At 66.9% G+C, this 25,215-nt stretch carries 24 protein-coding genes; 7 read left to right on the top strand and 17 right to left on the bottom strand.

Features of this window, described 5'->3' with window-relative positions:
• Positions 1 to 11: 11 nt before the first annotated feature.
• The 5 genes from B2747_RS03070 to B2747_RS03050 all read right to left on the bottom strand — a co-directional run bounded on the left by B2747_RS03070 (position 12) and on the right by B2747_RS03050 (position 4,864).
• Positions 12 to 551 (bottom strand): hypothetical protein, encoded by a 540-nt coding sequence (locus B2747_RS03070; RefSeq protein ID WP_291156766.1) that lies wholly within the window; start codon positions 549 to 551, stop codon positions 12 to 14.
• Entirely contained in the window at positions 548 to 2,446 is a 1,899-nt protein-coding gene (locus B2747_RS03065) for an ATP-binding protein (protein WP_291156763.1), read from the bottom strand. Before B2747_RS03065 ends, B2747_RS03070 begins: the two co-directional genes overlap by 4 nt.
• A gap of 60 nt (positions 2,447 to 2,506) precedes the next feature.
• Positions 2,507 to 3,421, bottom strand: coding sequence for an enoyl-[acyl-carrier-protein] reductase (locus B2747_RS03060; RefSeq protein ID WP_291156760.1), 915 nt, complete (start codon positions 3,419 to 3,421; stop codon positions 2,507 to 2,509).
• Between the two features lie 21 nt (positions 3,422 to 3,442).
• Entirely contained in the window at positions 3,443 to 4,522 is a 1,080-nt protein-coding gene (locus tag B2747_RS03055; RefSeq protein WP_291156757.1) for an L-threonylcarbamoyladenylate synthase, read from the bottom strand.
• A 75-nt stretch (positions 4,523 to 4,597) separates the two neighbouring features.
• On the bottom strand, positions 4,598 to 4,864 hold the full coding sequence (locus tag B2747_RS03050; RefSeq protein WP_291156755.1) for a putative signal transducing protein: 267 nt from the start codon (positions 4,862 to 4,864) through the stop codon (positions 4,598 to 4,600).
• Between the two features lie 84 nt (positions 4,865 to 4,948).
• On the opposite strand from B2747_RS03050, the gene B2747_RS03045 reads away from it, so the two are divergent.
• Positions 4,949 to 5,479, top strand: coding sequence for a 2'-5' RNA ligase family protein (locus tag B2747_RS03045; RefSeq protein WP_291156752.1), 531 nt, complete (start codon positions 4,949 to 4,951; stop codon positions 5,477 to 5,479).
• Between the two features lie 40 nt (positions 5,480 to 5,519).
• On the opposite strand, the gene B2747_RS03040 is transcribed toward B2747_RS03045, so the two are convergent.
• Positions 5,520 to 6,002 (bottom strand): hypothetical protein, encoded by a 483-nt coding sequence (locus B2747_RS03040; protein WP_291156749.1) that lies wholly within the window; start codon positions 6,000 to 6,002, stop codon positions 5,520 to 5,522.
• Between the two features lie 235 nt (positions 6,003 to 6,237).
• On the bottom strand, positions 6,238 to 7,428 hold the full coding sequence (locus B2747_RS03035; protein ID WP_291156746.1) for a mannose-1-phosphate guanylyltransferase: 1,191 nt from the start codon (positions 7,426 to 7,428) through the stop codon (positions 6,238 to 6,240).
• A gap of 97 nt (positions 7,429 to 7,525) precedes the next feature.
• Between B2747_RS03035 and B2747_RS03030 the strand changes: the two genes are divergently transcribed.
• Genes B2747_RS03030 through B2747_RS03020 form a run of 3 tightly spaced genes read left to right on the top strand, consistent with a single transcriptional unit; the run spans position 7,526 to position 10,536 of the window.
• Positions 7,526 to 8,551, top strand: a complete 1,026-nt coding sequence (locus tag B2747_RS03030) for a DUF1835 domain-containing protein (RefSeq protein ID WP_291156743.1) — start codon at positions 7,526 to 7,528, stop codon at positions 8,549 to 8,551.
• A 29-nt stretch (positions 8,552 to 8,580) separates the two neighbouring features.
• Positions 8,581 to 10,080, top strand: coding sequence for a pyridoxal phosphate-dependent decarboxylase family protein (locus B2747_RS03025; protein WP_291156740.1), 1,500 nt, complete (start codon positions 8,581 to 8,583; stop codon positions 10,078 to 10,080).
• 9 nt (positions 10,081 to 10,089) lie between these two features.
• Positions 10,090 to 10,536, top strand: a complete 447-nt coding sequence (locus B2747_RS03020) for a DUF1569 domain-containing protein (RefSeq protein WP_291156737.1) — start codon at positions 10,090 to 10,092, stop codon at positions 10,534 to 10,536.
• Between the two features lie 217 nt (positions 10,537 to 10,753).
• Here the strand turns inward: B2747_RS03020 and B2747_RS03015 are convergent, their stop codons facing one another.
• The 7 genes from B2747_RS03015 to B2747_RS02985 all read right to left on the bottom strand — a co-directional run bounded on the left by B2747_RS03015 (position 10,754) and on the right by B2747_RS02985 (position 20,127).
• Positions 10,754 to 13,492, bottom strand: coding sequence for a response regulator (locus B2747_RS03015; RefSeq protein WP_291156734.1), 2,739 nt, complete (start codon positions 13,490 to 13,492; stop codon positions 10,754 to 10,756).
• A gap of 4 nt (positions 13,493 to 13,496) precedes the next feature.
• On the bottom strand, positions 13,497 to 14,678 hold the full coding sequence (locus B2747_RS03010; RefSeq protein WP_291156731.1) for an ABC transporter substrate-binding protein: 1,182 nt from the start codon (positions 14,676 to 14,678) through the stop codon (positions 13,497 to 13,499).
• A 57-nt stretch (positions 14,679 to 14,735) separates the two neighbouring features.
• Positions 14,736 to 16,805 carry a hybrid sensor histidine kinase/response regulator gene (locus tag B2747_RS03005; RefSeq protein WP_291156729.1) on the bottom strand — a complete coding sequence of 690 codons (2,070 nt, stop codon included), beginning with the start codon at positions 16,803 to 16,805 and terminating at the stop codon, positions 14,736 to 14,738.
• Entirely contained in the window at positions 16,802 to 17,941 is a 1,140-nt protein-coding gene (locus tag B2747_RS03000; RefSeq protein WP_291156726.1) for an ABC transporter substrate-binding protein, read from the bottom strand. The genes B2747_RS03005 and B2747_RS03000 overlap by 4 nt, the downstream gene beginning before the upstream one ends.
• Before the next feature lie 195 nt (positions 17,942 to 18,136).
• The gene (locus B2747_RS02995; RefSeq protein ID WP_291156723.1) at positions 18,137 to 18,337 is read right to left on the bottom strand and encodes a hypothetical protein; all 201 of its coding nucleotides are present in this window, start codon (positions 18,335 to 18,337) and stop codon (positions 18,137 to 18,139) included.
• Positions 18,338 to 18,518: 181 nt separating this feature from the next.
• On the bottom strand, positions 18,519 to 19,157 hold the full coding sequence (locus tag B2747_RS02990) for an alpha/beta hydrolase (protein WP_291156721.1): 639 nt from the start codon (positions 19,155 to 19,157) through the stop codon (positions 18,519 to 18,521).
• 25 nt (positions 19,158 to 19,182) lie between these two features.
• Positions 19,183 to 20,127 (bottom strand): ring-cleaving dioxygenase, encoded by a 945-nt coding sequence (locus B2747_RS02985; RefSeq protein WP_291156718.1) that lies wholly within the window; start codon positions 20,125 to 20,127, stop codon positions 19,183 to 19,185.
• A 134-nt stretch (positions 20,128 to 20,261) separates the two neighbouring features.
• Between B2747_RS02985 and B2747_RS02980 the strand changes: the two genes are divergently transcribed.
• The gene (locus tag B2747_RS02980) at positions 20,262 to 21,599 is read left to right on the top strand and encodes a M1 family aminopeptidase (protein WP_291156715.1); all 1,338 of its coding nucleotides are present in this window, start codon (positions 20,262 to 20,264) and stop codon (positions 21,597 to 21,599) included.
• A gap of 135 nt (positions 21,600 to 21,734) precedes the next feature.
• Here B2747_RS02980 and B2747_RS02975 read toward each other — a convergent pair whose 3' ends face one another.
• The 3 genes from B2747_RS02975 to B2747_RS02965 all read right to left on the bottom strand — a co-directional run bounded on the left by B2747_RS02975 (position 21,735) and on the right by B2747_RS02965 (position 24,130).
• Positions 21,735 to 22,787: a LacI family DNA-binding transcriptional regulator gene (locus B2747_RS02975; protein WP_291156713.1), complete on the bottom strand. Its 1,053-nt coding sequence runs from the start codon at positions 22,785 to 22,787 to the stop codon at positions 21,735 to 21,737.
• Between the two features lie 14 nt (positions 22,788 to 22,801).
• On the bottom strand, positions 22,802 to 23,302 hold the full coding sequence (locus tag B2747_RS02970) for a TlpA family protein disulfide reductase (protein WP_291156712.1): 501 nt from the start codon (positions 23,300 to 23,302) through the stop codon (positions 22,802 to 22,804).
• A gap of 90 nt (positions 23,303 to 23,392) precedes the next feature.
• A complete protein-coding gene (locus tag B2747_RS02965; protein WP_291156710.1) occupies positions 23,393 to 24,130 on the bottom strand; it encodes a cytochrome c biogenesis protein CcdA in 738 nt (245 codons plus the stop codon).
• Between the two features lie 155 nt (positions 24,131 to 24,285).
• Here B2747_RS02965 and B2747_RS02960 point away from each other — a divergent pair, with 155 nt between their 5' ends.
• Both B2747_RS02960 and B2747_RS02955 read left to right on the top strand, forming a co-directional pair.
• Complete coding sequence (locus B2747_RS02960; RefSeq protein WP_291156708.1) at positions 24,286 to 24,864, top strand: RNA polymerase sigma factor; 579 nt, start codon at positions 24,286 to 24,288, stop codon at positions 24,862 to 24,864.
• The gene (locus B2747_RS02955; protein WP_291156706.1) at positions 24,861 to 25,190 is read left to right on the top strand and encodes a zf-HC2 domain-containing protein; all 330 of its coding nucleotides are present in this window, start codon (positions 24,861 to 24,863) and stop codon (positions 25,188 to 25,190) included. Before B2747_RS02960 ends, B2747_RS02955 begins: the two co-directional genes overlap by 4 nt.
• Positions 25,191 to 25,215: the final 25 nt, after the last annotated feature.

Here is a 25,215-nt window from a genome sequence, read left to right as displayed (position 1 = left end):
CGGGCGCGCTGTCAGTCAGCGGAGCGGCGGGAGGCGCTGACCAGTCGGCCAATGGTTTCGCTCACGTCGGTGGCGCGCTCGTCCACGCCGAACTGCTGCGCCACGGCTTCGAGAAACGTGTCCACACGTCCCGCGCCGCGGTCCACGCTGCGCACCATGCGCATGACGGGATTGCCCATCGATGACTGCTCGGCCAGCACCAGGAGGGAGGCCACCGCCGTTTGCTCCTCGCCCTGTGGAATCAGGCCGGTTTGTGCGAGTGGCAGCACCGCCAGCTGCCACTGTCCCGTGACCACGTTGTCGTCGTCGAGCACATCGAGCACCAGCTGCACCGCGTCCTGTTCCTGCACCACACGCATGTTGGGCAGCGATGCACACCAGCGCGGCGGGCCGTCCACCTGCCGCACGACGGGCCAGGCCTCGTCCGGCGTGACGGGCAGGCGAATGCCGCGCACGACGCGACGCTGTTTGGGTGCCATCATGCCGCCGAGCATCAGGGCCACCACCACGGCCACCACAAGGCCCATCACCAGCAGGATCCAGTTCATCATGACACGGTCACCGGCGTACGCAGTCCCTTTGATTCGTCGATGGCCAGACGCACGCGGCGCGCGAGTTCCAGCGAGGTAAAGGGTTTGGGTAGCAGACTGCGATCATCGCCTTCCAGCACACCGCGCTCGAGCAGCGCGTCATCGGTGTAGCCAGAGATGAACAGTACCGGCGTGCCGGGACGCAGGCGAACGACGCGGTCCGCCACCTCACGACCATGCAGACCGGGCATGACCACATCGCTCACCAGCAGGTGAATGACGCCGGGATACTCACGCGAAATGGCAATGGCGGCCTCTCCGTGATCGGCCACCAGCACGCGATAGCCGCGACGTTCGAGCGCGGCCGCGGCCACACTGCGCACCGTATCCTCGTCCTCTACCAGCAGCACGGTTTCCGTACCCGCGAGCTGCTCGTGGTATTCCTCCACAGGAGGCAGCGTCACCACGGCATCGCTGAGTCGTGGCAGCAGCAGATACATGGTGGTGCCTTCGCCCGGGGCCGAGTCGACACGGATTTCACCGCCTGCCTGGTCGATCATGCTGTAGGCCAACGCCAGACCAAGACCCGAACCCTTGCCCTCGTCTTTGGTGGTGTAGAAAGGCTCGAAGATGTGCGCCTGCACGTCCTCCGTCATGCCAATGCCGGTGTCGCGTACGCGAATGCAAAGCCAATCCTGCGTCGGGTCGAGGTTGAGGCGCCGCACGTCGAAGGGCTCCAGCACCAGCGTGTCCACCGACAGACGCCCGCCGTCTGGCATGGCATCGCGGGCGTTGGCTGCCAGGTTGAGCAGCACCTGCTCGAGTTGTCCGACGTCGGCACGTGCCGTCCCCACCTGTTCATTGAGCGTGCATTCCAGCGCGATATTCTCGCCGATGACGCGGCGCAGCAGGCGGTGCATGCCGCGCACCACGTCGTTGGGGTCGAAGACCGTGGGCTGCACCACGTGACGCCGGCTCATCGACAGGATCTGCTGCGACAACTCCGTGCCACGTACTGCCAGCGCTCGCACTTCGCCGATGTCCCGGCGAATGGCGCTATCCGGCGCCAACTGCGGCAGCAGCAGGTCGCAGTACCCGAGCATGGCCGTCAGCAGATTGTTGAAGTCGTGCGCGATGCCACCGGCAAAGGTGCCAATGGCCTCGAGCTTCTGCGACTGACGCAGTTGTTCCTCACTGCGGGCCAGCGCCCGCTCGGCTTCGCGGCGGGCCGATACATCGATGCCCACGGACAACCAGCTTGCGCGACCCAGACGGCGTGTCGAGGTGGTGATGACATCCATCTCCACACGCTCGCCGCTGGCCGTGCGATGGGTCCAGGTGCCGGCAGCCTGTCTCGATTCGAGGAAGGGGAGCCGCGCCTGACCGAAACGCGCGCGCTCTGACTCGTCGATCAGATCGAGAATGGTGAGGCCAAGAAAACGCTCGCGATCGTAGCCGTACTTGTCGATCGCGGCTTCGTTGACGGCGAGAATGTTGGTGGTTTCCGCGTCCCAGGCCCACATGGGGAGCGGATTCGAGTCGAACAGAAACCGATAGCGACGCTCATTGTCGGCCAGCGCGGCGTTGCGGCGCTCGACGGTGTCGGCCATGTGATTGAGCGCCACGGCCAACTGACCGATCTCGTCGCTCGAGCGCACCTGGGAGCGGTGACCGGCCATGCCGGCCGAGAGGGCCTGCGCATCGTGAATGAGGGCTTCCACCGACTGCACCATGCTGGAGCCGAGCACGAAGGCCAAGCCGAAGGAGAAGGCCATGGCCGCCGCAATGAGCGCCGGCCCGGTCCATCCGCCCCGCAGAGGTTCCACCAACCATGCCACAATGGTGGGCGGCAGCGTGGCCACCAGCACCATGATGAACAGCCGCGCGCGCAAACCGAAGCCTCGCGCGGACGGCATAACTGACGATGGATGGTCCGATGAGGACCGGTCGGTGGAAGCCACGTGCGGAGGTGGAGCTTAGCGCGGGTCGCGCGCCGTGTCTGGCGGTGCCACGGCCATGCCCATGGCGTGGTAGCCCTTGTCGACGTACACGGTGCTGCCCGTGATGCCACTGGCCAGCGGGCTGCAGAGAAACGCCGCCGTGGTGCCGACTTCGCGCGCCGAGAGTTCTTCAGGCAGCGGCGAGTTGGCCGCGCAGTAACGCACCATGGTGTCAATGATGCCGATGGCCGATGCGGCACGCGACGCATACGGACCCGCAGAGATCGTGTTCACGCGCAGTCCCCACTTGCGGCCCGCTTCGTAGGCCAGCACGCGCGTGTCACTCTCGAGCTGGGCCTTGGCTGACGACATGCCGCCGCCGTATCCGGGAATGGCCCGCTCACTGGCCATGTAGGTCAGCGACGCCACCGCGCCGCCGGGGCGCATGAGCGGCCCAAGGCGCTGCACCATGGACACAAACGAATACGCGCTGGCGCTCGAGGCGGCGAGATAACCGCTGCGCGAGACTTCAAGCAGCGGCTTCTTCACTTCGGGACCGTTGGCCAGCGAGTGAAACACGATGTCGAGGGGCTGCTCGCCGAAGTCGGCCGCAAGGCGCGAGGCCAGACCGTCGATGGAGAAGTCGCCCAGTTCCTTGTAGCGCTTGTTCTCGCGGATCTCTTCGGGGGCGCTGTCCAGCGTGTCGAACACGGCGTCGAGCGGATAGATGCGCTCGAACGTCAGCAGCGAGCCGTCGGGCATGCGCCGCGAGTCGTCGAGCTTGCCGCGCTCCAGCAGATTGAGAAAGATGTTGAGCGCCGGCGGCCATGTGGCCACACACACGCTGGCGCCCGCTTCGGCGAAAGCCTTGGCAATCGCCCAGCCGAAGCCGTTGTCGTCGGCAACGCCAGCCACGAGGGCGCGCTTGCCGGTCAGGTCGATGGGTAGCATGACAGGAATAATACTCGGAGTTCAACGCGCAGCGCGGCGTACCCGGTCACGAACCGCGTCCCAGGCGGGATCGTCAGCCGGCGGCGCCTCGAGCAGAATGAGGGCGGCGTCGTGTGCATCCGCCTCATGCAGTGCCGCATACAGGCCGGCGGCATAGCGCGCCGGATCATCGGGCAGAAGTTGCTCCTGCATGGGGACCGGGCTCGGATGCCGCCATGGGCCGGTGCGCAGCAACGCCACGATCCCGTTCGGCCCATGGGATGACCCATGTGACGACGCACTGGCAGCGGCCCGGGCTTCCAGCGCGGCAGCCACCTCCCCGCGCTGATCCGCGTCGAAGAGCCACACGTCGGCGCGGGGCGCATAGTGCCGATCGGCCATGCCCGGCGCTCGCGGTGTGTCGGCCTGGTCCAGTTGTGTGAGGTCGTGCTCCACATGCCGCGCCGTGGCGTGACGCACCATCACACCCAGTGGATTCAGCACCTCCTGCAGTCCTTCGCGCCCCAGCATGCCGGGACGCAGAATCACCACATCGTCGCCGGTGCAGTCCACCACCGTGCTTTCGATGCCCACCCGACACGTACCGCCATCGAGCACCAGCGGCGCCCGCTCGCCGAGTGAGCGCACGACGTGCGCCGCCGTGGTGGGGCTGATGTGCGTGAAGCGATTGGCGCTCGGCGCGGCCACCGGCACCCCAGCTGCGCGCAACAGCGCCAGCGCCACGGGATGGTCGGGCACACGCAGGCCGACGGCATCGAGGCCCGCGGTCACGACATCGGGCACATGGGACGCCCGTGGCACCACCAGCGTGAGAGGGCCGGGCCAGAAGGCCGTGGCCAGTGCCTCGGCGCTCGCCGGCCAGTGGCGGGCCAAGTGACGTGCCTCTGCGATGCTGGCCACGTGGGCAATGACCGGGTTCCATGCCGGACGTCCCTTGGCGGCGTAAATGCGCGCAACCGCATCCGCGTCGAGCGCGTTGGCGCCGAGGCCGTAGACGGTCTCGGTGGGGAAGGCCACGAGGTCGCCGCGCCTGAGACGCGCGGCGGCCTCCGCCAGCACCTCTGGGTCGGGATGATGTGGGTCCACAACGACAACGGTCATGCTGCAAGCTAGATGGGGCGACAAGTCACGCGCCGGTTCGCGGCCTCGCTGCCCCGCTGCAACGCGGGCGACGGTCTACCGCCCCGTCACGTCGTCGGTGAACTGCCCGTCGTCGAGCGGTTCGCCTTCGAAAGGCGAATCGAGAATGCGCAGCGCCTGAATGGAGTCGCCTGCGCGCACGGCGAGTCGCACGGGAAAGAGCATGTGCATGGGGGGCAGCATGCCGCCGGCATCGTCGCGCAACACCACAGCGGGGATTTCGTGTGCTTCCAGCACACTGCGTGCGACGAGCGCTTCCATCTCGTTCACGTATTCACGAATGATCACCATGGCCTGTCCCATGTGGCGAACATAGCGCGCACCGCAGCACTTGGTGAGGGGACGCCTGGCCCCACGATGTGCACGAGGTCGCTACATTGCGAGGCTATGGCAGCATCGTTCGGCATCTTTGTGCTGGCGGAGTTGCCGGGTGAGGCCGGCAAGATCGTGCGGGCCATTCAGCAGCAGTATGACCGCAAGCTGGCCCGGCTCACGCCTCCGCACGTGACTCTCGTGGGCTCATCTGGTGTGGGCGCCATACCCACCGATACGCCCGTGGCTCGCATTCGCGAAGCGCTGGAGCCCATCTGCGCCACCACGGCGCCCATGGAACTGCCCTTTGGTCTGCCGCACCGGTTCATGCAGACCAACATCGTGTCACTGCCGCTCGATCCGCACGGTCCACTGCGCGCGCTGCATGAACGCATCGCCACGAGCGGCCTGCCCTTCAAGCCGGCGCGTTTCATGTTCTCGCCGCACTGCACGCTCACGTTCTATCCCACGTTGACGCCGGCCCGAGAGCGGGAACTGCTGGCCATTCGCGTCACGGCACCGGCCCGCATTGAAGCGCTGCAGGTGTATCTGACACGGGACCCGCAGCCCAGCACGCTGCTGTTTTCGCTCCCGCTGCTGGGCTGACCTTCACCGAATACGCCGCCGCGCATTCGGTGCAGGGAAATCAGGCGCGGGTGTCGGGACGCAGCTTCTGATACGCCGCCGTGTTCTGCTTGAGGCCAAGCAGCGCCGACGCTTCGAGCTCGTAGTCGAGATGCAGATCGCCGAAGGCATCACCATTCTGCGAAAGCTGACGCGAGGCCTTCTCCGCGAAGCTGTGACGACGCAGATACTCGCGGGCCGAAAGCCACATGGCGTTGGCGGCGGCGCGCACATCGGGCTGATCGGATACCGTCGCCTTCGCGGCCTTCTTCTCGAATTCCGTCACGGCTTCGGCCAGCGCGAGATCGATGGTGTCCACCATGGCCAGCGCGGCCGCCAGCTCCGCCTTCCCCACAGCCAGAGCCATCAGCTTGGAGAGCCGCTCATGCTGCCGGCAGGTTTCCGCTGCGGTTCGGGCCAATCCGTCGCAGCAGGCCAACGGGCCGGACGTCTGGGTGTCGTCATCCGTATACACGGACGACGTGGTGGAGCGCGTACTGGGCATGATTCCGGAAAGGTGGGAGACAGCGAGGCGCACGCGCACCGGGGCGCGGCGCGATGTACCGGGGATGAACCTCTTGTGATCTAGTCAGCAGACCCGGTCAATCGGTAGTGGGGGGCGCGCATCCACCGCGTCACCATTCGTGAGAGCAAGCCACACGCTCACGCGACGCGCTCCGGCGACGCGCTCCGGCGACGCGCTCCGGCGACGCGCTCCTGTGACGCGCTCCGGCGACGCGTTACCCGATCGGGGGGCCACCCGGATTGGAGCGCAGACTGCCCGGCAGCGCGTTGAGCAGTGGCGCGAGTTCGGTGGCGCGTTCCTGCGTGGTCACGAAGGTGAGGCCGGCGAGACTCACGACAATCATGCCGCTGATGCCGTACGCCACCACACAGGTGCCGTCAGCGTGAATCACATTGCCGGTGCAGTCGATGCAATGCGCCTGACCCATGACGCCATTGCCGAAGTCGTCGAGCTCGCGCACACGACGCAGCGAGGCCCAGGTGCCCACGTCGTCCCACGCAAAGTCCGCCGGCAGCACCACCAGACGGCGCGTGCGCTCCAGCAGGCCCCGGTCGATGGACACGGACGTGACCAACTCGGCGAAAGTGGTCATCTCGCCCTGTTCGAGTTTAGTCCAGGCATGCTGCAACTCCCCCGTGTGCTGCTTCAACTCCTCCAGCACAACCCGCGCACGCCAGACAAAGATGCCCGTGTTCCAGAGCGCGCCCTTTTCGATGAGCACATCGGCGAGTGTGGCGGTGGGCTTCTCCACAAAGTGCTCGACGTGACAGGCCCCGCCCTCGGCCCGCGAGACGAAGGGATCCACGAGCGCGGCCGGCTGCAGATAGCCAAAGCCGGTTTCCGGCCGCGTGGGTGTGGCGCCCAGGGCCACCAACTGCGGCTCGTTGGCGGCGAGCGCCGCTGCGCGACGCAGCGTGTCACGCAGGACGTCCGGATATCCCACCGCGAGGTCCGCATGCAGGGCCACGAACACCGTGTCGGGGCCGGCGCGGCGCGCCACCTCGTGGGCGCCCCAGGCCAGGGCCGCCGCCGTGCCGAGTGGTCGCGGCTCCACCAGCATGTTGCCACGCGGCACCTCGGGAATGGCCTCGTGCAGCGCGTCCACAATGTCGGCACTGGTGACGATCAGGACCCGTTCAGCCGGGACCAGCGGCGAGAGCCGGGCGACCGTGTCGGCAATGAGCGGACGCTCGTTGACCAGCGGCAGGAGCTGCTTGGGGCGTTGCGGGGTGCTGAGCGGCCAGAAGCGGGTGCCGATGCCTCCGGCGAATACCACGGCCCACATAGCCGTCCCCACATCGAGCAAGGGGTCCATCTCGAAGTCTTCGAGCGTTCCGACCGCCACCGCCGCCTCCGTGGGCGCGGTGGTCGGGGCGCGGGGCGTCACGATGCGGGGCTCGGACATCGGAGGAACCTGGACGCAGAAATCAGGGACGGAGAGTGGCGTATCCCGTGGGGACCCGCCAACATAAGGAGTCGATTCGTGGAACATACGTCATAACATGCGAACCCTGCACCTCACCAACGGCGATCATGCGGCCGAGGCCCTCGGCCAGTCGGGCCTGACGGGGGACATTCTCCCCTGGCGCGACGTACTGCACGATGGCCCCGTCCCGGACGATCGCGACGCGGCAATTTTCCGGCGCGTCCGAGCCGAGTTCCTGGCCGGTCGCGGCTGGAGCACCAGCGACATGGTGCTGGCCTCGCTGATTGAACGCGACGCCCGCCTCGACAGCGTGAAGGCTGACGAGGAGCTGGTTCTCTGGTTCGAGCCCGACCTCTACGACCAGCTGCAGCTCATGCAGGTCCTCGCGCGTCTCGCGCGCCGCGAGGAGCCACTGCCACGCGTCAGCATCGCACCGGCGGACTGTTTGCTGGGGCCATTGGCGCCGGAAAACTTCCCGTCGCTGTACGAGGCGCGGCGGGACCTCGACGCCACCGACGTGACCACGGGAGCCGAGGCCTGGCAGGCCTTCACGTCGGACACGCCGGACATCGTCCACACGGTCACCACCCGACTCGACGCGCAGCGCAGTGCCCGCACCTATGCCGATGATCCGGCGGTGCGCCTGCCGTATCTCAGCTCGGCGCTGCGGCGCGTGCTCGAAGAATTCCCCGATACGCAGGCGGGTCTGTCGCGCACCGAGCGACAGGTCTGCGAGATTCTCGCCAACGGCCCGCGCACGCTGCGCACCGTGTTCCAGGCACAGCAGAAGGCCGAGTCCTGGGTGTGGCTTGGTGATTCGAGCTTTGCGTGGTATGTGCAGCGCCTCAGCGACTGCGCCAATCCGCTGGTCCTTCATGCCAACGGCTCGCGTGTCGTGACCTCGTCGCGCACGGCAGGCGGCAAGAGCTTCTGGGAGCGCCCGGTGGAACTCACACCGCTCGGGCACGACGTGGTGCGCGATCGCGCCGATCAGGTGCAGCTCAATGGCATCGATCGCTGGATCGGTGGCGTGCACTGTCAGACCACGCGCCACTGGCGCTGGGACCCGCACCATCATCATATCGCACCGAGTCGCGTCTGACCGACGCGTCTGGTCATCGGAGTCACCCCATGGCGTCGGACCCGCGTCCGCTGACGGAGCCGCCGGTCGATCCGCTGGCGTTGCTCGAGTCGGATACCACGCTGGACGCAGCGCGACCGCTGCTGGAGCTGGTGGCCACGTACTTCGCGGAAACGCGGGCGGGTGAGGGCGCGGTCAGCACCTGGCACAGTGCCGAGGTCATCGCGGACCGCCTGGCCACCGAGATGCCGCGCAATCCGCGTCCGCTGGCCGATGTGGCGCGTCGACTGGCCTCGATGCTGCTGGTGGATGTCAATCGCCTCGCGCATCCCATGTACATCGGGCATCAGGTCTCGGCGCCATTGCCCGCGGCCGTGTGGACCGAGGCCCTCATCAGCGCGCTCAATCAGTCGCAGGCGGTGCGCGAGATGTCGCCGTCGTTCACGCCACTCGAGCATCAGGTCATCGAGTGGATGACGGATCTCATCGGTTGGGACGCGCGCGCCGGTGGCACGATGACGAGCGGCGGGACCGAAGCCACACTGACGGCACTGCTCGCGGCGCGTGCGCGCGCCATTCCCAACGTGTGGGACCGTGGCGTGGGTCCCCGTCCGCCCGTGCTGGTGTGTGGTGAACACGCGCACTATGCGGTGACACGTGCAGCCGGTGTGATGGGTCTTGGCCAATCGCATGTGGTGGTCATTCCCAGCGACGGGCAGCGAATGAGCGTGCCGCAGTTGCGCGCCAGACTGGCCGAACTGCGCCATGAGCACAAGCAGGTGATGGCGGTGGTGGCGACCGCTGGTTGCACGTCCACGGGCGCGTTTGACGACATCGAGGCGATTGCCGACGCCTGTGCGGCCTTTGCCGACGACAACGGGCCGCTCTGGCTGCATGTCGACGCCGCGCATGGTGGCGGGGCGCTGCTCTCACCACGCGAACGCCCGCGTCTGGCCGGTCTCGCCCGCGCCCGCTCGGTGGCCTGGGATCCGCACAAGACGCTGCTGCTGCCGCTCTCGGCCGGCATGCTGCTCGTGCGGGAAGAGCATGACCTCGAGCGTGCCTATGCGCAGAGCGCGCCCTATCTCTTCACGCCGTCGGAGGACGCGCGCGCCTGGGATATGGGGCCGCGCAGCTTTCAGTGTTCCCGTCGCGCCGATGTGCTCAAGGTGTGGGTGGCATTTGAACGCTACGGCAGTCAGGCACTGGGCGCGCTGTACGAGCGACTCTGCGACATGGCGCGCTATCTGCACGAGCGCCTGTCGACACACGAGCAGTTCATGCCACTCCACGTGCCCGAATCGAATATCCTGTGCTTCTCCTGGCAGCCGCCGGGTGAGGCGGATGCGGCCGAGCGGGATGTGCTGACCGATGCCCTGCGGGAGCGCTACAATCGCAGTGGGCGCGGATGGATCACGGCCACCACGCTTGGTGGGCGTCGCGTGCTGCGCATCACGGTCATGAACGCGCGTACGGACCGGGTGCACCTCGATGCGCTGGTGTCGGGTCTCGAGGCCGAAGCGCAACGTGTGCTGCAGCATCACCGCTGAAGGGGTGACATGTCTACGCTGACTGATCCGGCCGCGCGCCGCGAGCTCATCGCGCGCGTGCAGCAGTTGGACCTCGACGCCCAGCCGGCCTGGGGGCGCATGAACGCGCCACGCATGTTGGCGCACTGCGCCGACGCGCTGCGCATGGCCTACGGCGATGTGCACTGCACGGCCAAGCGTGTGCCGTTTGTGCGCACGGCACTGGTCAAGCGGCTCATGTTGTACGTGCTGCCGTTTCCGAAGAACGCCCCCACCGCGCGCGAGCTGCTGAGCCGCGCGCCGGGCGAAGGCGACGCCGAGCGCGAAGCGGTGGTGGCACTGATTGCGCGCTTCGAACAGGAAATGGGGCGTGCGTCGTGGCCCGAGCACCCGCTCTTTGGTGGACTCGATGAACGAGAGTGGGGACGACTGGCCTACAAGCATCTGGACCACCACCTCACGCAGTTCCGGGTCTGATGCTCTGGGAGGTCGGACCGCGTTGGGCCTAGGCCAGCAGTCGGCGCAACCCCGACCAAGACCCCGACCCCCACCCCGACCCCGACCCCGACCAAGACCCCGACCAAGACCCCGACCGCGCGTGTCTCGCTCGCCGTTTCTTACCGCGGTGCCACCTTACGCCGTCCACCTTACAAGGTCCCATTTCTCAACCATCTCATCTCCCAGCCCTCACGTCTCACATCACAACGCGAAGGACCGCAGCCCGCAACTGACTCGTCGAATAAGGTTTTTGTAGAAACGTCACGTACCCATCCTGCCCAATTTCCCGCAGCGCATCCTCGTGATCGTATCCGCTGGCAATAATGACCGGCAGCGTCGCATGCGTGCGCCGAATCTCACTCAGCACTTCGATGCCACTCATCCCCGGCATCGTGAGATCGAGCAGTACGACGCTGAGACGCGCTGCGGCGCTGCGAAAGCGGGCCACACCCGTCTCCCCATCCTCCGCCTCCAATACATCGAGCCCGATGCGCGACAGCACACGGTGCGCGACATGCCGGATGGACGCCTCATCGTCCACCACGAGCACGGTGCCACGAACTTCGCCGCTCGCAGTCCCCGCGGGTTCTGCCATCGCCAGCACCGGCGCGGGAGCCTCGCGCAAGTAGATGTCAAAGCGCGTGCCCTCGCCCAGCACCGAGTGCAGTTCCAGCACGCCGCCCAATGAGCGCACAATGCCACGCACCGCGCTGAGCCCGAGACCGCGGCCCGACGACTTGGTGGAGAAGAACGGATCGAAAATGCGCTCGCGTACGGCGTCCGGGATTCCCGGACCGGTGTCCGCCACCGTCACACAGATCCATCCGTGCGCACCCTCGTGTACCTCGTCGTGCGCGCCGTCACGCGCCACGTCAACGGCATCAGGCCGCAGACGCGGCGGCTGGGCACCGATGCGCGCGGACAGGGTCACGCTGCCGTTCACCTCACCGATTGCCTCGGCGGCGTTGGTGAGCAGGTTGAGCAGCACCTGCGAGAGCTGCGCCGGATCGGCGCTCACCCAGAGTGCGTGCGGCATGGGCTCCACCTCCATGCGCACCTTCTTGGTCTGTGCCGCACGGACGAGCGGCACAATGTCGTTCACGACCTGACGCACGTCGATGGTGTCGCGGCGCAGACTGGCCCGTCCCGCGTACGCCAGCATTTGCCGCGTGAGTTCTGCCGCGCGGCGACTGGCCGCGCCAATACGATCGAGCGCGCCGCGTGTTTCTTCGGGATCGTCCAGGGCATCACGCGCCAGCTCCACATTGCCCAGGATGGCGCCAAGAATGTTGTTGAAGTCATGCGCGATGCCACCGGCCATCACACCGAGGCTTTCGAGTTTCTGCGCCTGCTGAACACTGGCGTCACGCGCGCGCCGTTCGGCTTCGGCTCGCGCACGTTCGGTGAGATCCGTGCCAATGAGACCGATGGCATAGGTGCTGCCGTCGGTATGCACCAGCGGGAACGCCACCACCTGCCAGCCATGCGGACCGGCTGGCGAGTCGAGTTCGACCTCCTGCTCGATGACCGCTTCGCTGGCGCGCGCGCGGGTGATGAGCGGACCCAACACCGCCGCCGTTTCTCCAAGTGCCGCGTGCACTTCACGACCCACGGCCGCATCCGCCGCAATGCCCGAGAGCGACGCAAGCCGCGCGTTGGCCAGTCGCACACGACCGTCGAGACCCACGACAAGCACCAGCGTGGACGTGTTGTTCACCACGTCCTGCAACAGCTCGCGACTGGCCTGCGCCTTGTCCAGCGCCGCCTGCGTGGCGTCGACCTGCGTCTCGAGACTGGCATACAACGAGCGCAGGCGCGCCGTCATCACATTGAATGACCGCGCCAGCTGCCCCACCTCGTCGTGACCGGCTTCCGGTGCATTGGCCGAGAAATCTCCGCCCGCCACCGCCTCCGCCGCCCGGGCCACACTGAGCACGGGACGCGAAAACCGTCGCGTGATGGCCACCACGCCAAATGCCATGAGCGCAGTGGCCGCAAGTCCGAGCACAAGCGAGTAACCCATGAGCGCGCGCGCCGGTGCGAAGGCCTCAACCTGTGGCGTCTCGAGAATGAGCGCGAGCTGAAGTTCCGGTATCCAGCGCCACGCCCCGACGACCGGCTTGCCAGCATAGTCGGTGTACAGACCCGACCCCATGGTGCCAGCCAGCGCCGAATCGATGGCCACGCTGTGCACACCGCGCTCCACCCCTTCGCGGCCAAAGCGCGCCGCCGACACGAAGTCGGCGAGATCGTTGATGAGATACGCTTCGATGGTGGGAGGCTGCGGCGTGATGCTGCCCACACGTCGCACGGCACCCGACTGTCTGCTGCGGTCGGATCCTTCGGTGTTCGGAGCCCGTCGACGCAGCGTATTCTCCATCTGCGCCAGGTCCAGATGCACCGCCAGCACCGCCAGTGTGCTGTCACCGCGGCGGATGGGCGTGGCTACGGTGAGTCGGGGCCGTCCAGTGCCACCCGCATAGTAAATGGACTTGACGAACGTGGTATCAAGGCCGCGCGTGAAGTACTCTTCGCCCACGGCATAACTGCCGAGGGTAGCCGGATTGGTGGACCGCACCACCTGCCCACCCGACGCGGCAATGACCTGCATCTCTTCGGCGGCCAGTACGATGGGCGGCAGCCCCTGCCAGCGCACCGGGTCCGGCGTACGGGGAACCGGACCACCGTGCAACGCCAGTTCGCGGCCCAGCAGCACGACGGCCTCGCGTTGACGAGCCAGCCACTCCGTGAGTCGCGTGGCATCTTCCGACGCCTGACCTTCCAACTGCGCCAGCAAACGCTCCCGCAGCGCGCGCTCTGCCGCACGGTAGGCCAGGGCCCCACTGACACCCACGAGCAAGACGCCCACGGCAAACACGGCCGCCGACAGGCGGGCCGGAAAGCTGCGCGACAGACGTGTGCTCAGTGGAAACATGACCTTATCGGCGCGGCTCGATCACCGCGCGCAGCAGGGTCGAGTCACCGCGAACCTCGAGTATGGTGGCACTGCGCTTCGGATTGCCGTTGCCGCCAAAGGTGTAGCTGGCCATGGCCCCTTCGTAGGCACCGAAGTGATGCACGCTGTCAGCCAACGCACGGCCGCTGCGCACACCGGCGCGCGTGGCCGCGCGCGCGAGCAGATGAATGGCGTCGTATGTGGCCACGGCCGCCGCACGCGGCGCCTCGGCCTTCGGCTCTGCGAACCACTGCTGCATGAAGTATTGCGCGCCCGGACGCTCGGCGCGGCGATCCCAGTTGGCCACGATGATGGTGCCACTCAGATCCGGAATGCGCGCCATGGAAACCGCGTCCCATGAGTCACTGCCCAACACGCGACCACGGAATCCGGATGCCCGCAAGCGACGCAGCATCACACTGTCGCGCGGTGACAGATCGGGCAGCAGCAGCACCTCGGGAGCCTGAGCCAACAGGCGACCTACCTCGGGCACATGCGCGGTGGTGTCATCAGCGGCGTGGGTTTCGCGCGCCACCAACCGGCCACCGAGCTCCTCGAAGGTGGTGCCGAACAACGCAACGATTTCTCCACCGTAGGCACTTGCCGCGTTGTGCATGGCCGCAGCGCGGCGCACACCCAGTGAATCGAAGATGAACCGCGCCAGCACTTCACCCTGCACGGCGTCGAGGAAGGCCATGCGACTCACCAGCGGTCGACCCTCCGTCACCGCCGGGCTCGAGGCCATCGGCGCAATCATCGGGACGTTGGCGGCGTCGGCCACCACCGCGGCGGTGACGGCCAGTCGACTGAACTGCGGGCCCACAACCACGTCCACCGAATCGCGATTGATCAATGCGCGCATGGCCGCCGCTGCTTCGTCCGATCGTGCGCCGGTATTGCGCGAGATGAGCCGCACCTCATGGGCCACGCCACCGATGACCACGCCGCCCGCCGCGTTCAATTCGTCGACGGCAATGCGCGCGCCACGCTCGGCCGGCAAACCCGACGCCTCGCCCAGACGGCCCTCGAGTGTTCCCAGCAAGCCGACGCGCCAGACCGGCTTCGGCTCGGGTCGGCAGGCCAGAGCGAAGCTCGCCGCACACACCAGCAGCCACTGCGCCGCACGTGGTGGCCACGCCGTGAATTGTGTCGGGACTGGGCGCATCTCTGACCGGGTGAAATAATGGCAGGACCTGCGCAGCCGCGTGGCTGCGCGGGGTCCTTACCGAGTGGCGGCGGCCGGCGGCGCGTCCAGCAGACGCCGCACCTGTTCGAGATACTCGCGCACATCGAACGGCTTCGCAATCAGGGCCGTCGGATGGGCGCTGGCGAAGCGTTGCAGCTCCGGTGCTTCCACGTCGCCGGTCACGAACGCGAAGCGTGGCACGAGGGCCGGACGATGTTGCTCGATCCACTCGTACAGCACGAGGCCGCTCGCCGCCGGCATCTTCACGTCACAGAGCACCACGTGCACGTGGCGGACATCCAGCGCTGCCTGGGCTTCGGCCACGCTGCCGCATAGCACAACGTCCACGCCAAGCCGGCGCAGCAGGAGGTCCTGCGCGCGCAGCAGGGGCGCTTCGTCGTCCACGACCATTACGCAGGCACGCGGCGGTGCCGCGCCGACCTTGGCGTGCGGCGCCATGGGAAACACACTGTCGACGACGACCGGCGTGGTGACGGGCGTGGGCAGCGGCGGGACGTGATCGGTGACACAGCCCGACGCGGGAAGCAGCGCCGGATCGGCCAATCGAAACGTGAGCGTGAAGCGTGCGCCGCCCCCGTCGATGTTCTCCGCCGTGACACTGCCGCCAAAGGTCGTCATGAAGCGGTCGACCAGTGCCAGACCGAGTCCGGTGCCTTCGCCCACATCCTTGGTGGTGTAGAACGCCTCGAACACCCGCGACGGATCGCGCAGGCCTGGACCATTGTCGCTGATGGTCACCACAAAGCTCGCGGCCTCTCGGCGTGCGTCCACGCGTACGACACCCACGGCCCCGTCATCGCGCACCTGATTGGACAACGCATCGAGCGCGTTGTTGAGCACGTTGAGCAGCACACCCTGCAGGTGCTGTCGTTCGGCCATGACGCAGGCGTCCGCAAAACCGGCGACTTCCAGTCGAACGCCAGCGGCGGCGAAGGCGAACTGCCGGAGCTCCGTGACCACGTCGAGCGATTCGCGGAACGGGACCGGCCGCACCTCACTGTCGCCGCGCCGCGCAAACTGCAGCAGGCTGCGCACCAGCAATCGCGCACGCCGCGCTTCATGCAGAATGGGCGCGACATAGTGCACATCCAGCTCGGCGGTCGTTGGTGCTGCTCCCTCGCGAAGTCGCGAGGCCAGCAACTCGCTGGAGGCCAGCACGGTGGCCAGGGGGTTGTTGAGCTCGTGCGCCAGACCGGCCGTCATGCGCCCGATGGCGGACAGCGTTTCGCTGCGCACCAGTTCGTCCTTGGTGGTGCGGACTTCGGCCAACGCCTCGGAGAGTGAGCTGTTGCGCGTTTCGAGATCGGCCCGTGCACTGGCGAGACGCGCCGACATGGCGTTGAAGGAGTCCGCGAGTTGGGCAAACTCCTGATCGGAAGCGGCCGGTAGTCGCACATCCCGGTCGCCCGCGCCCACGCGCGCGACCGCTTCGCCAAACAGTTCGAGCGGCATGGTCACGCGTCGGCGCACAAAACGCGCCACCACCAGCACCTGCGCCAACGCAAAGATGGCCACCAGCAGGACCAGCGAGACCGTCACGCGCCGCATGGTGTCGGCCTGTGTGTCCACCAGCGACTCGAGCGCGCGTTCCCGCATGGTCACGAAATCGCGCAGCACATCAAGCAGGGTGAAGGCGTGACGCCGCATGTCGGCACTCGCATCCACCGAGTACGAGCTGGTGCTCGATGCCGCACTCATGACCCGACGCGCGGCCACCTCGAGTTGCTGATGCTCCTCCTTGACACGTTCGATCTGCTGGCGTTCCTGCGTCGAGAGCGGACGCGAGAGATAGCCACGCAGATGCTCGTACACCGCGCTACCCACCGAGTCGAAGCGGGCCACCTGCTCGCTGCGACGGGTCGGTGCGGGATCGCCGGCTATGGAGATCTGCTGCATGACGCCGCGAATGACGGCGTCGCCGATTCGCTGCTCTTCCAGTACGCCCAGCGTCGTGACGCGCAGTTGCTGCTGCGCCCGGCTGCTGTACACAGCAAGACCAGCCAGCAGCAGGGCCGTGGTGAGCGCGGACCAGACACCAACCAGCGCCAGACGACGGCGCAGAGAACGCCGAGCGGACTGGTTCACGGCCTGCGTCCCTGGGAGGCACGCGCGCGCAGCGAATCATCGGGCGCCGGGATGGTGCGCACGACCAACGGGCGCTGCATGTCCCCATCGGCCGTGAATGTCACGCTGCCGGACACGCCGACAAACGCCGGACGCTCGCGACCCAAGCCATCGAGCCACTGCCGCACGGCCTCACCGCTCTCTGCGCCATCGCGGATTGCACGCAGCAGCAGCCGCGCGGCGTCGTAGGTCAGCACTTCCGCGGCACCGGGACTGTAGCCAAATCGCGCGGCAAATCGGTCGGCAAAGGCGCGCAGATCAGGCGTGGCGTTGAGATCGAGAAAGTCCACGTACTGCACGCCGGTGAGTACGCCGTCGGCATTGCCGCGCACCGTCCACGCCGTGGTGGCATCGCTCCCCAGTACCGTCACGTCGCCCAGATCCCGCCGAATGGACGGCAGCACGGCGTGCAAGGTGGTCGGGCGGCCAATCCACACGATCACCTGCGGGCGAGCCGCCGCCACTGGCGCCACATCGGCATTCACCGACGTCCCGCGCTCCTGTCCGTCGAGATGCGGCAGTTCTGCCACCAGCGGATAGGCCAACGTGTCCAGCGCACGGCGGAAGCTGCTGCGCAGACCGCGCCCGTAGTCGTCGTTCACGTACATCACCGCCACACGTGTGCCATGCGCAAAGCCCCGCGCGATGGCCTGCGCGAGGGCCGGACCCTGTTCCGCGTCACTGGGCACCATGCGATACGAGAAGGCACCAGCCGTGCCGTACAACTCGGAGGTCGATGTGGGCGCCATCTGCACCACGGCCGCGTCGTTGTAGGTTTGCGCCGCCGCGAGACTCGCACTGCTGTTCATGTGTCCGATCACGGCCACCACACGGGGCTGCTGCACGAGCTGTGTGGCCAGCTCGATCGATGTTGCGGCGCGCGCATTGGGTTCGCCATTCAGAATGGTGTCGGCCACCACACGGCCGTATTGCACCGAATCGTCAGCAACCGCCAGGCGCACCGCGTCATTCAGTGAATATCCCACCACGGTGCCAATGGCCGGTCGGCCAACGCGCGGCGCGTCGCAGGCTTGGAGCACGCCTGCGAGCATCAGCGAGACCAGAGCGCATTGCGTCCGAAGTGGAGAGACCTTCATGGGCGGAGACTCGGGACCGCATCGGTTCGGCGAGGACCCTGCTTCGAGATGCCCGATCCGTGAGATCAATATCGGAAGTATCGGCGGTCCGTCCCGTCAACTTCAATGGAACGGCGGAAATGCCGGCCGACCTGAGGCAAACAACAACGGGCCGCCCGAGGGCAGCCCGTTGTTGGTCCAGCGCCTGACCGTGGATCAGTCGCCAAACACCGACGCGTCAGAGGGAGCTTGCTCGCTGCCGTAGGTCACCGACGACGGCGGCACTTCGGCGCCGAGGCGCGTGGAGATGGCAAAGCCGGCAAAGCCAAGAAAGCAGACGCCGATGGTGAGCACCGCACGATGAATGAGCTTCATCGCGTGCGCCTCGTGGGCGTCGTCGCAAAGTTCTTCGAACATGAGACCGTGATGCGAGGAAAAGTCGAGACTACCGTGCGGAAACCGGACAACGGCCTCAAGTATCGGCAGCTGCACCACAGAATTGCAGGGGGCTCCCGCTTGTCCTCGGACTGCACGCAGCTGTCAGGGTCGAACCGCGTTGGGGTGGGACGAAAATGCGTCGTCGCACCCTGAATGCGCGTCAGTCGACCCAGCCGGCCATCCAAGCACGTGCGGCCTCGAATTCATCCGGCGTGATGCCGTGCCCGCCGGCCGTCCAATGCACCGTTACGTCGGCGCCAGCGCTTTGCAGCAGGGCGGCGAGGCGCTCCACCTGTGGCACGGGTACCAGCGGATCGTTGCGCCCCGCGCCGATGAACACGCGCACCCCCGGCAATGCGGGTGGGACATCGGGTTCGAATGGCAGCATGGGGCTCAGCAGCACCGCGCCATGGAGACCCGGCAGGCCGCGCAACAGCTGCGACGCCGCAATGTTGGCACCGTTGCTGAAGCCCGTGGCAATCACACGCCCGGTGGGTAGCGCGTGGGCCTCGAGCGCGAGTGGCAGCCAGGTGGCCAGCTCGGTGGTGCGCAGCGCAAGGTCTTTTTGGTCGAGCACCCCTTCGGCGTGACGACGGAAGAATCGCGGCATGCCACGCTCACTGACATTGCCGCGCGGACTCAGGAGCGCGGCACCGGGCAGCAGTTGCTCACCCAGCGGCAACAGGTCGCGTTCGTCGCCCCCTGTGCCATGCAGCAGCAGCAGCGTGGTGTCCACGCCGCGCGCAGGGCGCGCGACGTGAACGAAAGAGTCCGTGGTAACGGGAAGGGTACTGGTCATGATTCCGTGTTGGACAGGGCGCCGCTCAGCCGAGCGGCACCAGGTTGGCTTCGATCTCCTCGCGATGCGGCTCCATGAACGGCGCCAGCACCAGCTTCTCACCCAGCGTCTCCGCCGGCTCGTCTACCGCGAAGCCCGGTCCGTCCGAGGCCAGCTCGAACAGAATGCCGTTGGGCTCACGGAAGTAGAGACTGCGGAACCAGTGCCGGTCCACCTTGCCGCTGTTGCGGATGCCCAGCGTATTCAGGCGATCGGCCCAGGCGTCGTAGTCCGCGTCCGGCGTGCGCAGTGCCACATGGTGCACCCCGCCCGCGCCACCACGCGCCGGCGAGAGCTCGGGCTGCCGCGCGATGTGCAACTCGGCCGCCGCACCACCTGGGCCCATTTCGTAAACCTCGACGGTGTTGCTGGGCCGCTCGGGATGCGCATAACTCCGCACCGGGCGAAGACCCAGCTTCTGCAGAATGCCGTCGGTGGGCCCGAGGCTGGGCACACTGAGGCTGATGGGACCCAGGCCGCGCACCTGATAGGTGGCAGGGACCGGGCTCTTTTCCCACGGGTGTGCCTCGCCCACGCCGCCGTCGTCGATGAGCGTGAGCCGCTGGCCCTCCGGGTCTTCGAAGTCGATGACCAACCGGCCGTCGCGCTCCTCGATGGCGCTATGCCGCACGCCGTGGTCCGTGAGGTGCGTGTCCCAGAACTGCAGGGCGTCCAAGCCGTTCACCCGCAACGCGGTGCGGGTGATGGACCGGGTGCCGCGCACCTCGGGCAACACGGGAAAGTCGAAGAAGGTCAGATCCGAACCGGGCGAGCCGACCTTGTCGGCGTAGAACAGGTGGTAGGCGCTGGCGTCGTCCTGATTGACGCTGCGCTTGACCAACCGCATGCCCATGATCTGCGTGTAGAAGCGGTAGTTGTCGCGAATCCTGGCCGAAACCGCGGTCAGGTGATGAATTCCGGTGAGCTGCATACAGGCTCCAGTTGAAGGCTGACAGTATCTTAGTGCTGAGATGTTAGGGTGTCAAGAGTCAACTGTTCGTCACCCCAAACCGGTTTTTGGCGAGCTGGTCTGAACCCTTGAGGCCCCCTGCCTGTCCAAGCGGCATGAGACATTTGCTTTTTCGTCTGACCTTGCCCGCGGTAGTCACCCTGTTCGGGGCCTGCGGAACCCGCTCAGCCCCACCTCCGGTATCGCCTGAATCGCAGCCGGGGGCCTTCTATGACGGCACCGTGTTGCTCGACCCGGCCACCGGCAGGCTCTCGGCGCGCTGGACCGTCGCCGAGACCGACCCGACCGTCGACAGCACGGTGTTGCTGCTCAACGCCGGACTCGTGCTCGACTCCGCCAACGGCGCCGCGCTGGCCGCACACCAGAGCGGTACCGAGCGCGGACTCGGTCGTCATGTGCTGCGCTGGCGCAAAGCGGCCGGAACGGGCGCTGCCGCCTCACCACGCCGCGCCACGCTGCATGTGCGCGGCACGTTGCAGTTCAGCGACGACCGCATAAATGGCGCGTCGGCTGAGTGGCTGGAGCTCGGCCTCGACAGCTTCTGGTTTCCCGTGTTTGCCGACTTCGCGCACGATGTGGTAGGGACCGCGCGGCTGGTCCTGCCGCCGGATGCCGCGCGTCGTGTGCGCACGAGTGCGGCGCTCAGCATGCGCGGCGACACGGTGGTGCTGCACAATGCGCGGCCGCTGCCGGACTTTGCCCTCGTTGCGGCTCGTGGGCTGCAATCCACCACAGCCGGCGCGGTGGCGGTCCATCATGTGTCGGCGAGCAGCGCCGACGTGCAGCGCTACCTCACGTCCACGCGCAACTGCGCCGAGTGGTTGAACACCAACTACGGTGCACATCAACCACTCGCCAAGGCCGACATCGTGCTCGCGCCGCGCACGGGACCTGGCTACGCACGTGCGGGTTACATCGTCATTTCGGCCAACGAACTCACGCGTCGTGACACATTGCCTGGCGCCGAACTACGCGCGGAGGTCGCGCGCAGTCTGTTTCTCTGCCACGAACTCGCCCACACCTGGGCCACGGGCGCCAACAGCAGCGGGCCGGACAACTGGCTCAATGAGGGACTTGCCGAGTTTGTGGCGCTGCGCGCTGTGCGCCATCTGCACGGCGACAGCACGTACCGCGCACATCTGACGCGCTATGCGCAGCTGTCCGCGCAGCAGTTGGCGTCGGTACCGCCCGCGCAGCAGGCCGTCTGGCGTGCCGGTGCGGTTGCACGACCGAACGCGGTGGTGTCGTATCGCAAGGCGCCCGTGCTGCTCGACTCGCTCGCGCGGCGCATCGGGGAGTCACGCATGGACTATCTGCTCGCGCGCTGGTTTGCGACGAGCGGGCCACGCGACACGCCGGGGTTTCTGGCGGTGCTGGAGCGGCAGACGGAGCGGGAGAGTCGTGAGTGGTTTGAGGGAATACTGGGAAGGTGAGCGGGTGGGATGCTCAGTCGCGAACCGCGGTACGCGATCCACAGCCGTGAGCCGTGGGCAATGGGTCATGAGTGTGCGTGGCTCATGCTGCCGCATCACAGAATCCGGGAGTTGCGGATCGCGTGATTCCGACCCTCAGTCTTCGCTATCCAACTCCGCCAGCATCCTCTTCGCCGCCCCACAACTCGACCGAATGACCAACTCCGCCGGCAGCACCTCATGCCGAGCCGGTACCGCCCCGCCTCCGCTCCGTAGCGCCTCAATCAGTCGCAGCGCCGCGCGCTCACCCAGACTGTAAATCGGCATCCGCACCGTCGTGAGCGGTGGCGTCAGAAAACGTGTCATCGGGATGTCATCGAACCCCGTGACCGCAATGTCCTCCGGCACGCGCAAGTCGGCGTCGCGCACGGCCGCAATCGCACCCACGGCCATGGTGTCGTTGGCCGCAAAGATCGCGTCCGGCCGCACGCCGTCGGCCAGCAGTTCGGAAATGGCCTCGTACGCCGCGTCCATCCGGTACTCACCTGGCAGCTCCCGCAGCTCCACGTCGTCATACCAGTTGGCCACCTCACGCACGGCATGCAGACGCTCGGCGGCATCCACCTGACCTAGCGGGCCGCGCAGAAACACGATGTAGCGATGGCCCAGCGAGAGCAGATGTTTCATCATGCTCGCGGCGCCCTGGAAATTGTTGACCGACAGCGCGGCAAACGCCCCCACATCACTGCCCGCGCCCACGAGTACGGTGGGATAGCGATCGGCGACTTCGGACAGCGTCGCGCGTGCCGTCACCGATGGTGATACGGCCAGAAAGCCATCCACGCGCCCGCGCATGTTGCTGACGGCCGCGGCAATTTCGTGTGCCTCGCGGCGCGCGCTCGTGATGAGTGTGAGAAAGCCGTGGCGCTTGGCGGTTTCGTCGATGCCGCGAATGAACTCGGAGAAGAATTCGCCGTAGAGTTCGGGCAACAGCACGCCGAGGGTGCGCGTGCGTCGCAGCAGCGGTGTGCGGCCCGGGCCCTGCGGCGCGTAGCCCATGCGCTCCACAACGGCCCGCACCTTGTCGCGCGTGTCGTCGGTGACGCGCGCGGCGTCATTGAGCACACGCGAGACCGTGGCAATGGACACGCCCGCGGCCTTGGCCACGTCGCGAATGGTCACCGACGCCGGACGGGTCTCCTCGTGCATGGCTCGCGCGCCGCTCAGAGTGCCTTGCGAATGGCGGCCTCGAGATCCTGCGTGCCGCCCACGCCGGTGTAGACCACGGTGCCGGTCTTGTCCACGACCACCACGTAGCTGGTGGCCGGCACATCATAGGCGCCGCTCACGGTTCCCTTGCGGTCGTACAGCAAGACACCGGGCATCTTGTTGGCGGCCTGCCAGGCCTTCACGCGCTCGATGGACTGATTCACCGACACCGCCACCGTCACGAACTGCACGGTCTTGCCGTGTGTGGCGATGGCCTTGCGCATGGCCGGCTCGAGCTGCTTGCAGTTGCCGCACCAGGTGGCCCAGAACTCGATCACCACCGGCTGCTTGCCGATGTAGTTCGACAGGTCGACGGTCTGACCGGTGAGCGTTTCCAAGGGGCCACCGGGGGCCTTGTCACCCACCGGGATGCCGGAGTCCTGGGCGAAGGCGGGCATGGCGGCCACGGCCACGATGGCGGCAGCGCGACGGAACGCGTTGAGAAGATCAGTCATGAGTTCTGTGTTCAGGTTTCGCGTTCTGAGTGGACCCATGACCCGGAACCCGTACTCAGAACCCGAAACTGATCGGTTATGTGCAGTTCGCTAGAAATACACCTGCCCCATCTTCACCAGATAGTACTCCGCCATCGCGATCATCACGAAGGCAAAGCCCTTCTTCACGGTGAGCATCCACGCGCCGGCGCGCGGCAGGCGGCTGAGTGTTCCGGCCGATACCCCGACCGCCACCAGAAGGGTGCACATCCCCAGCGAAAACACGAACAGGTAGGTGAAGCCCAGGCCCGCCGACCGCGTGGTGGACACCCAGGTGAGCACGGCGGCCATGACTGGCGCCGAACAGGGCGCGGCCACGAGGCCCGAAGCGGCGCCCATGACAAAGGCGCCGGCCGCCCGTCCGCCCGTGCCCGCGTAGGCGGCCCGCTGCATGACCGCCGCCGGCACCCGTACCGGTATCACGTCCAGCATGGACAGCCCCGCCAGCATGAGCAGGTTGGCCATGACAAAAAACGCCCAGGGGTTGCTGGACACGGTGCCGAACATTGTACCCGTCAGCCCGGCTAGCAGTCCCAGGCCGGCGTACACCGACGCCAGCCCCACCACATATACCATGGACAGGCCCAAAGGTCGCCACCGTGACGCCTTGGTGATTCCTGCCTGTTCCGATGATGACTGACCTCCAACGATGGCCGCCGTAATCGGAATCATGGGGTACACGCAGGGCGTGAGGCTGGTGAGCACCCCCGCGCCGAACAGCAGGGGCAGCGCGGCGGCCGGGTTGCCGGACAGTTGGGCGGTGATATCGGTGAGCTGAAGCAGAGCCATATGGCAGGATACGGGGCGGGTACGTGGACCGTTCCCGGAAAGCTACGTCAAAAGCCGCCATGGACAGGGGGCGGGTCCACCCGTCACAATTGCCTGAGGGCTTTGGACGTTCACGATGAACGTTCGCGGCCCTTGCCGACTTGACCGGGAAGACGATGGCTGGAGCAGCAAATCCCGCCGAACATCCGGACTTCGAGTCCTCCACCTTGCCCTACCTGCCTCGGCTGCTGCAGTACGCGCGCCGGCTCACGGGCAATGATGCGGAGGCCGAGGATCTGGTGCAGTCCACCTACCTCAACGCCTTGCGCGGCTGGCACACCTTCCAGCCGGGCTCCGATGTGGCGCGCTGGTTGTTCACGGTGTGCCGCAACACCTTCTTCCGCTCACGGCGAAAGAAGGACGACAGCGTGTCGCTGGAGTCGCCCGAGCTGGAGAGTCTGGCCGGGGCGCGTGAAGCCGCCACCTTCCTCGGGCAACTGGGCGACGACTGGCAGCAGCAGCCTGACCTCGCGGCAGCCATCGACACGGCCATTGCGGCCTTGCCGGATTCCCTGCGGGTGCTGGTCATGATGATCGACGTGGAAGGCTACAGCTACGAGGAGGCCGCGCAGGCCGAGGGGATTCCGGTGGGCACCGTGCGCTCTCGGCTCTATCGGGCGCGAAGGCAGTTGCAGCAGGCACTGGCGCAGTACGCGGAAGACTTGGGACTGCGCACGGGAGGGCAGGGCGCATGAGCGGGAACGACTATCAGTACCAACACAATCAGGACGCGCCGTGTCTGGACGGGGGCGCCGGGCAGAACGGCATCGACTGTCGTGAGACCTCGCGTCGGCTCTGGGCCTATCTCGACGGCGAACTGACGGCCCTGTCGCAGGAGGAAGTGCAGGCCCACCTCACGCATTGCACGGGCTGCCTGCACCTCACGGAGACCCAGCGTCGCTTTCTGGGGCTGCTGCACATTGACCAGAGCACCACTGCCGGGCGGGAGGCGCAGGCCGCCGCGCTCAAGGCCAAGGTACTGGCGCGTCTGGCCGAAGCGAGGGCGCAGGGCCTGCCGTAGCCGGAGACCGGACGGGTTATACTTC

This window comes from Gemmatimonas sp. UBA7669, assembly GCF_002483225.1.
GTDB lineage: Bacteria > Gemmatimonadota > Gemmatimonadetes > Gemmatimonadales > Gemmatimonadaceae > Gemmatimonas.
Note: the sequence above shows the minus strand (reverse complement) of the source record. Positions and strands in the feature narration are given on the sequence as shown.